Below are 6,453 nucleotides of genomic sequence, written 5' to 3' on the forward strand. Positions count from 1 at the left end.
TTTTAGGTCATGGGAACTATTTCCCACATTTTTTAGACGTCAAGGGTACTGTAAACGGCATTTTCTTCGATAAATTCACGGCGAGGTTCAACTCGGTCACCCATCAACATATCAAAGATTTTATCTGCTTCGGCAGCATCATCTACCGAAACACGCGCCATCAAGCGATGTTCTGGATCCATGGTTGTTTCCCACAATTGGTGGTCATCCATTTCTCCCAGACCTTTATAACGTTGGATGGTTGGTTTTGAACGCCCCTCACTATGACGTGCTAAGGCTTCTTGGAGTTTAATTTCTTGATCTGCACCTGGCTGGATGTATTCTTTAATCTCACTTCCGACTTTAACCCCATAAATCGGTGGCTGGGCAATATAAACATAACCAGCTTCTAAGATTGGTTTCATGTAGCGGTAAATCAAGGTTAACAAGAGGGTTCGAATGTGGGCTCCATCAACATCGGCATCGGTCATCAAAACGAGTTTTTGGTAACGAGCCTTAGTGACATCAAATTCTGCACCAAATCCTGTCCCCATGGCTGTGAAGAGACTCCGAATTTCTTCGTTTGCAAGGATTTTATCCATGCTAGCTTTTTCAACGTTCAAGATCTTACCACGAATTGGAAGGATAGCTTGGAATTCACGGTTACGACCAGATTTAGCTGACCCACCAGCTGAGTCTCCCTCAACGATAAAGAGTTCGGTTTCAGCTGGGTTGTTCGAAGAACAGTCTGCTAGTTTTCCTGGAAGATTGGAAATTTCCAAACCAGATTTCTTGCGAGTGACTTCACGCGCACGCTTGGCAGCTACACGAGCCTTGGCAGCCAAAATCCCTTTTTCCACGATGCGCTTAGCAATCTGTGGATTTTCCATGAGAAAATCAGAGAAGGCATCGCTGAAGAGGCGATTGGTAATCTTGACTACTTCACTGTTCCCCAGTTTGGTCTTGGTTTGTCCTTCAAACTGCGGGTTTGGATGTTTCACAGAGATAACAGCAGTCAAGCCTTCGCGGACATCTTCCCCTGTCAGGTTGTCTTCATTGTCTTTTAGTAGCTTATTTTTGCGGGCATAATCATTGATAACACGTGTCAGCGCTGTACGGAAACCTTGCTCATGCGTACCACCTTCATGGGTGTGAATGTTATTGGCGAAACTCATGACGTTTTCGTGGTAACCAGTTGTGTACTGCATGGCTACTTCAACTGTGATATCATCCATCTCACCGTCTGTGTAGATTGGCGTATCAAAGATAACATCCTTGTTCTCGTTGATATACTCAACGTAGCTAGCAATCCCACCCTCATAGTGGTAATGTTTGCTTTGTTCAAGACCTTCACGCTTATCTGTGATTGAGATTCGAAGACCTCGGTTCAAAAAGGCTAGTTCTTGAATACGTTTGTTTAATTTGTCAAAATCAAAGGTCGTTGTTTCTGTAAAAATCTCTGGATCTGGTGTGAAGTGAACTGTTGTTCCAGTTTTATCTGTATCTCCAACCACCTCAAGATCAGCAACAACATGACCACGACGGTATTCTTGGTAATGAATCTTACCGTTTTTGTGAACATGAACATCTAGTTGCGTTGAGAGGGCATTTACTACGGAAGAACCTACTCCATGGAGACCACCTGAAACCTTGTATCCGCCACCGCCGAATTTTCCTCCAGCGTGAAGAACTGTAAAGACGGTCTCAACAGCGGGACGTCCTGTCTTTTCCTGAATGTCAACAGGAATTCCACGGCCGTCGTCCACAACGGTGATGGAATTATCTGGCTCAATAAAGACTTGGATATGACTGGCAAATCCAGCTAGGGCTTCGTCAATTGAGTTATCAACGATTTCCCAGACTAGGTGGTGAAGACCTTCTTTTGAAGTCGATCCAATATACATACCTGGACGCATACGAACGGCTTCCAGCCCCTCCAAAACTTGAATTTGACTGGCATCATAATCCTGTGCCTGTTGATTTTTGATTTCTTCTGTCATTTTTTCCCTTTTCTTACATGTCTATTGCTTGTCTCAATGTCGCAACGTTTTTAAAAAGATAGGCATCTAAGCCAGCAGCTTCACCTGCTTCTATATCAATATTTCTGTCACCAATGACCAAACCGGATGAGATATGATATTTATCACGTAAATAAATCATGGACTCAGGATCTGGTTTTCGTTTAAAGCCAGAACTGGCAGTCACCACCTCGGTGAAGTAGTTGGCTATCTGGGTCTTGGCAAGAAGTTCTAGCACTTGGTCATTTCGATGAGAAACCAAGAAATGGCGGCCACCCTTGTCCGAAATGTCTTTGAGTAATTCTGGAATTCCCTCAAACAAAACTGGGTGCTCTAGCTCACGCGCTTCATTTTCTTTGTAGTTTTCTAAAAAATCCTCGATGTTTGGGGCAAACTTCTCGATGGCAAAAGCTGTCGAAACCTTCAAGGCTTCGTAAACACGGTCGTGTTCTTGCTCTATTCCGTATTGGGTTAAGGTTTCTACAAAGGCTGCTGTAGAAGTCTCATAATTATCCAATAGGGTACCACCTAAATCCCATATGTAGTCGTGATATTTCATACCCTTCATTATACCATTTTTTTATGAAAAAAGCGATGATTTCCTAGATTTTTCCAAGCAAAAACGAGAGTTTAACCCTCGTTTTACTGTTGATTTTCAAAGACATCCCGATAGAGCATGCCGACTCGTAAACTTTCAGCATCTCCTCCCAACTGCTCCACCAATTCATAGGCAAAGGCAAGGGCAGTTGACGGTCCTCGGCTAGTTGTTAGATTACCATCTACAACCACTGTTTGCTTTTGATAAGTTCCGTCAGTAATGTTCTCCTGAACACCGTCATAACAGGTGAAGCACTTGTCTTTCAAAACACCTGCTTGATGGAGGGCGATTGGAGCTGCACAGATGGCAGCAATTTTCTTTCCTGCTTGGCAAAACGCTTTAATCTGTGAAATGAGGGCTTGATTATCTCGTAGATTTGCCGATCCAGGCATGCCACCTGGAAGAACTACCAAGTCATAGTCTGACAAATCGCCATCAAAGATACGGTCGGCTTTTACCTGAATGCCATGTGATCCTGTCACCTGCTCTTCAAATCCTACCATATCACAGGAAATGTTTGCTCGACGCAAAACATCAACTACTGTCAAGGCTTCAATTTCTTCAAAGCCATTTGCTAAGATAACTGCAACTTTTGCCATAGTGGCCTCCTTATTTGATTTGTTTTAAGACGACTTTTTTTCGTTTGAATGGAACTTTTCCACTTTTCTCTTCTGCTAGATTGGTCTGGTAACTCATAGACAAGAGGAGACCGACACCGATGAGGTTACTGATAATTGCGGATCCCCCCTGAGAAATGAAAGGCAGAGGAATCCCTGTCAAAGGAAGTAAGCCTGTTACGGCACCGATATTTTCAAAGATATGGAAGAGCAACATCATGATAAAACCAGTCGAAATGTAGGTGTAGAACTGGTTATTTGACCTGAGCGTAATCTTCAACATTCGATAGATGAGAAGTAAGTACAGGGCAACGACAAAGACCGAACCAATAAAGCCAAAATCTTCAGCAATCACCGTAAAAATCATATCACTCTCACGTACTGGAATGAGGAGATTGGACACATTAAAACCTTGTCCAAACAAGCCACCACTTCCAATCGCAATTTGTCCCTGCGCCTGTTGGTAAGTCGTTGTTTGCGCAAAGTCAAAGGGATTGAGCCAAGCCAAGATGCGGTTGATCTGGTAAGTTGGCATTCCAATCTGATGCAAGAAGGCACGTCCATCCTTGCTTATAAAGATGGCCATGAAGCCTGCAACTGCAGTCACTCCTGTCGCAAAAACAGGAATGATAATCTTCCACGAAACACCTGAAAGGAGAACCATGCCTGCAAAAATAGCTACAAAGACCAAGGCAGTCCCCAAGTCACTTTGTAGGGCTAAGAGGATCAAGACTGGGATGGTAAAGGCGATCATCCAACCAATCAATAGGAAATCTAAGGGAATAGTCCGTCGCCATTCCTTGTGTTTTTGAGTGAATTGTACGATGACTCGAGCCAACATCAAGATATAGGAAATCTTCATGAACTCCGATGGCTGGAAAAGTGTCGTTCCACCAATCGATACCCAGTTCTTGGCACCTGTAGAAGCCACCAAACTCGGATTGTAAAAAACAAGAGGGAGAACCATCAAGGCCAAGCCTAAGCCATAAAGATAGGGAGTCACCTTCCATAAAAACTCGGTATTGAAGAACATGACCACAAAACCAATGACAAGACCCAAGGCAATCCAAGCGATTTGCTGGCCTAGAATTGGTAATACATTATTTGGATAGTCATGACTAACTGCTATATAAATGGCCACCACTCCAATCACCAGTAAACAAAACACTGGTAGGAGGAGGCTATAATCGACTCGAGAGTCGAAGGAACGTTTCATATTTTTTACCTTTTCTCTTTCTTGGATTTTTCTTTCATTCTATTGCGACGAGTTTGGAGAAAATCAGCTACAGCAGGCTCTAGCTGGCCTCTAGAAAGAACCTGAACAGCCCTTTCTTTTGACAAGGCCTGAGCGATTTGTTTGCCGTAACGCTTGCTGACGACACGACTGTCTAAGATTACAGCAACCGAACCTTGGTCGGGTCGTCTGACAGTACGGCCCAAGGCTTGTTTTAGCCGAATGATAGCCATCGGCAACTGATAATCATAGAAAGGATTTTTCCCTTCTTGGCGCAGTTCCTGATTTAATTTTTTGGTTAAAGGTTCTTGGGGATTTTGGAAAGGCAATCTCGGAATCACTTGGATTACAAATGGATGGGTTGAAAAGTCAACTCCTTCCCAGAAACTACCTGTTCCAAGCAAGATTTGGCGTTCACCTTTTTCAAAACGTTTTTTCAGTTGGCTTGGTTCCCCATTTTTATACTGAGCTAGATGCAGTTGGTCGAGCAGGTCCGAAACTGCCAGCAGCATTTCTTTTGAAGTAAACAAAACCAGTATGGGTTCTTGAAAGGCTTGCAACCTTCGGATAACAGAAGCCACTTCACTAGCATAGTCAACAGGCGAAACTTCTGTCACAAGAGGAAAATCATCGACTAGAAAGACTTCTTGTTGCTCCTGCTTTGCTACATCAAGCTTAACAAGCGGAGCATCTGGAAATCCCAATAAATCTGCTAAGGAAATCCGATTGCTGATTTCAAGAGTGGCCGATACTCCTAGGAGCATGCAATCTTCTGGCAATAGGTCTGCTAGTATAAAGCGGCCTTTTTTGCTTGAACAAATCAAAACGTCCTTGCTAGACTTCTCAGTTGCAGCAAGCCAAAATTCACGGTCCGATGTGAAAAAGTTTGCAATTTCTCTATACTCTGGGAGAACTAACTCCGAAAAATGCTGGCGCAACTCTTCAAGAGAATCCAACCACTCTCCATTCTTAAGGCCTGACTGATAGTGCTCTATCAAGTAACGACATTCAAAGCCGATACTCTCAAGCAAGCGCTTCTGAACCAAATCTTCCTCTGTCTCCAAGGACTTTTCAATTTGAGTAACAAGATCCTCAAGGCGATAAGCCTGCTGGGCTAGATTTTCAAGAGCTAATAGCATTTTTTGAGCTTCATCCAAAATTACCAAACGGTTATCGACAAATTCTGGATTGTCTTCCAAACGAGTGACCAGATAGGCATGATTAGTCAAGAGGACGCGACTAGTCTTGGCTTTTTCCTGCCCTCGTTTCCAAAAATCCTCTGTAGCAAATAAACTTTTCTTTGAAAGCTTGCCATCGTGGACTAGTTCAGGCAGAAAGTGTTGATAGCGATAAAGTTGCCCGATTTCATCCAAATCACCTGTCTCTGTCTCTGTTAGCCAGATGAGCAGTTGCATTTTAAAGCGTGTGAAAAGGCGATTGGACTCAGATCGATGGAGAACTCGGTGAAAGGCATCCAGTTTCAAGTAATTTTGAGGCCCCTTGAGACTATGAATTTTCAGATGGAAGACCTCTTTTAAGCGCTGACCTTCTTCTTGCATGATTTGATTTTGAAGAATTTTGGTCGGAACACTCACTAGAATCCCTGCTTGACTCTCCAAGTTCAAAGCTGGGAGGAGATAACCATAAGTCTTGCCCAGTCCCGTTTGAGCTTGGATAAAGGAAGTCTGGTCTTCTTCCAATAATTGCTCAATCTTCTCCGCAAATTCCAACTGTTGCGGTCGCTCCTCCAGCCCCAATAAAGAAATATTTTTTGCAAAATCTTTGGATAACTTTCGTGGTACTAATGCCTGACTTTCCTTTCTCAGGAAAAGTCCATGAAGCTCCATCAAGTCCGGTAAAGACAAGAGAGATTGTTGCTGATAGACCTCCTCAATCACCAGATAACTTTCATAGAGAAGGTTGTCTGCAAGGTTTAATAAGCTTTCTAAGAGCCCTTTTGGTAACTCAAAAAGTTTTTGACGCATGTAAAGCAAGAGTTCTGCTGTT

General features: G+C 43.3%; 5 protein-coding genes. All 5 read right to left on the bottom strand.

Going from position 1 to position 6,453, the window contains the following annotated elements; translation table 11 throughout:
• Positions 1-32: 32 nt before the first annotated feature.
• Positions 33-1,979, bottom strand: coding sequence for a DNA topoisomerase (ATP-hydrolyzing) subunit B (gene gyrB, locus HMPREF0850_RS10345; protein WP_000134069.1), 1,947 nt, complete (start codon positions 1,977-1,979; stop codon positions 33-35).
• A gap of 13 nt (positions 1,980-1,992) precedes the next feature.
• Positions 1,993-2,556 carry an HAD-IA family hydrolase gene (locus HMPREF0850_RS10350; RefSeq protein WP_025168399.1) on the bottom strand — a complete coding sequence of 188 codons (564 nt, stop codon included), beginning with the start codon at positions 2,554-2,556 and terminating at the stop codon, positions 1,993-1,995.
• 83 nt (positions 2,557-2,639) lie between these two features.
• Positions 2,640-3,194, bottom strand: coding sequence for a DJ-1 family glyoxalase III (locus HMPREF0850_RS10355; RefSeq protein ID WP_001140922.1), 555 nt, complete (start codon positions 3,192-3,194; stop codon positions 2,640-2,642).
• A 10-nt stretch (positions 3,195-3,204) separates the two neighbouring features.
• The gene (locus tag HMPREF0850_RS10360) at positions 3,205-4,428 is read right to left on the bottom strand and encodes an FtsW/RodA/SpoVE family cell cycle protein (RefSeq protein WP_000830414.1); all 1,224 of its coding nucleotides are present in this window, start codon (positions 4,426-4,428) and stop codon (positions 3,205-3,207) included.
• A 5-nt stretch (positions 4,429-4,433) separates the two neighbouring features.
• Positions 4,434-6,453 (bottom strand): bifunctional DnaQ family exonuclease/ATP-dependent helicase (locus tag HMPREF0850_RS10365; RefSeq protein ID WP_029705082.1); only part of this gene is annotated, 2,020 nt, incomplete at its 5' end.

This window comes from Streptococcus sp. M143, assembly GCF_000162495.1.
Lineage (GTDB): Bacteria > Bacillota > Bacilli > Lactobacillales > Streptococcaceae > Streptococcus > Streptococcus dentisani.

Coding starts and splice junctions, on each gene's coding strand:
- gyrB (WP_000134069.1), bottom strand. CDS start 1,979: ATGACAGAAGAAATCAAAAATCAACAGGCACAGGATTATGATGCCAGT.
- HMPREF0850_RS10350 (WP_025168399.1), bottom strand. CDS start 2,556: ATGAAATATCACGACTACATATGGGATTTAGGTGGTACCCTATTGGAT.
- HMPREF0850_RS10355 (WP_001140922.1), bottom strand. CDS start 3,194: ATGGCAAAAGTTGCAGTTATCTTAGCAAATGGCTTTGAAGAAATTGAA.
- HMPREF0850_RS10360 (WP_000830414.1), bottom strand. CDS start 4,428: ATGAAACGTTCCTTCGACTCTCGAGTCGATTATAGCCTCCTCCTACCA.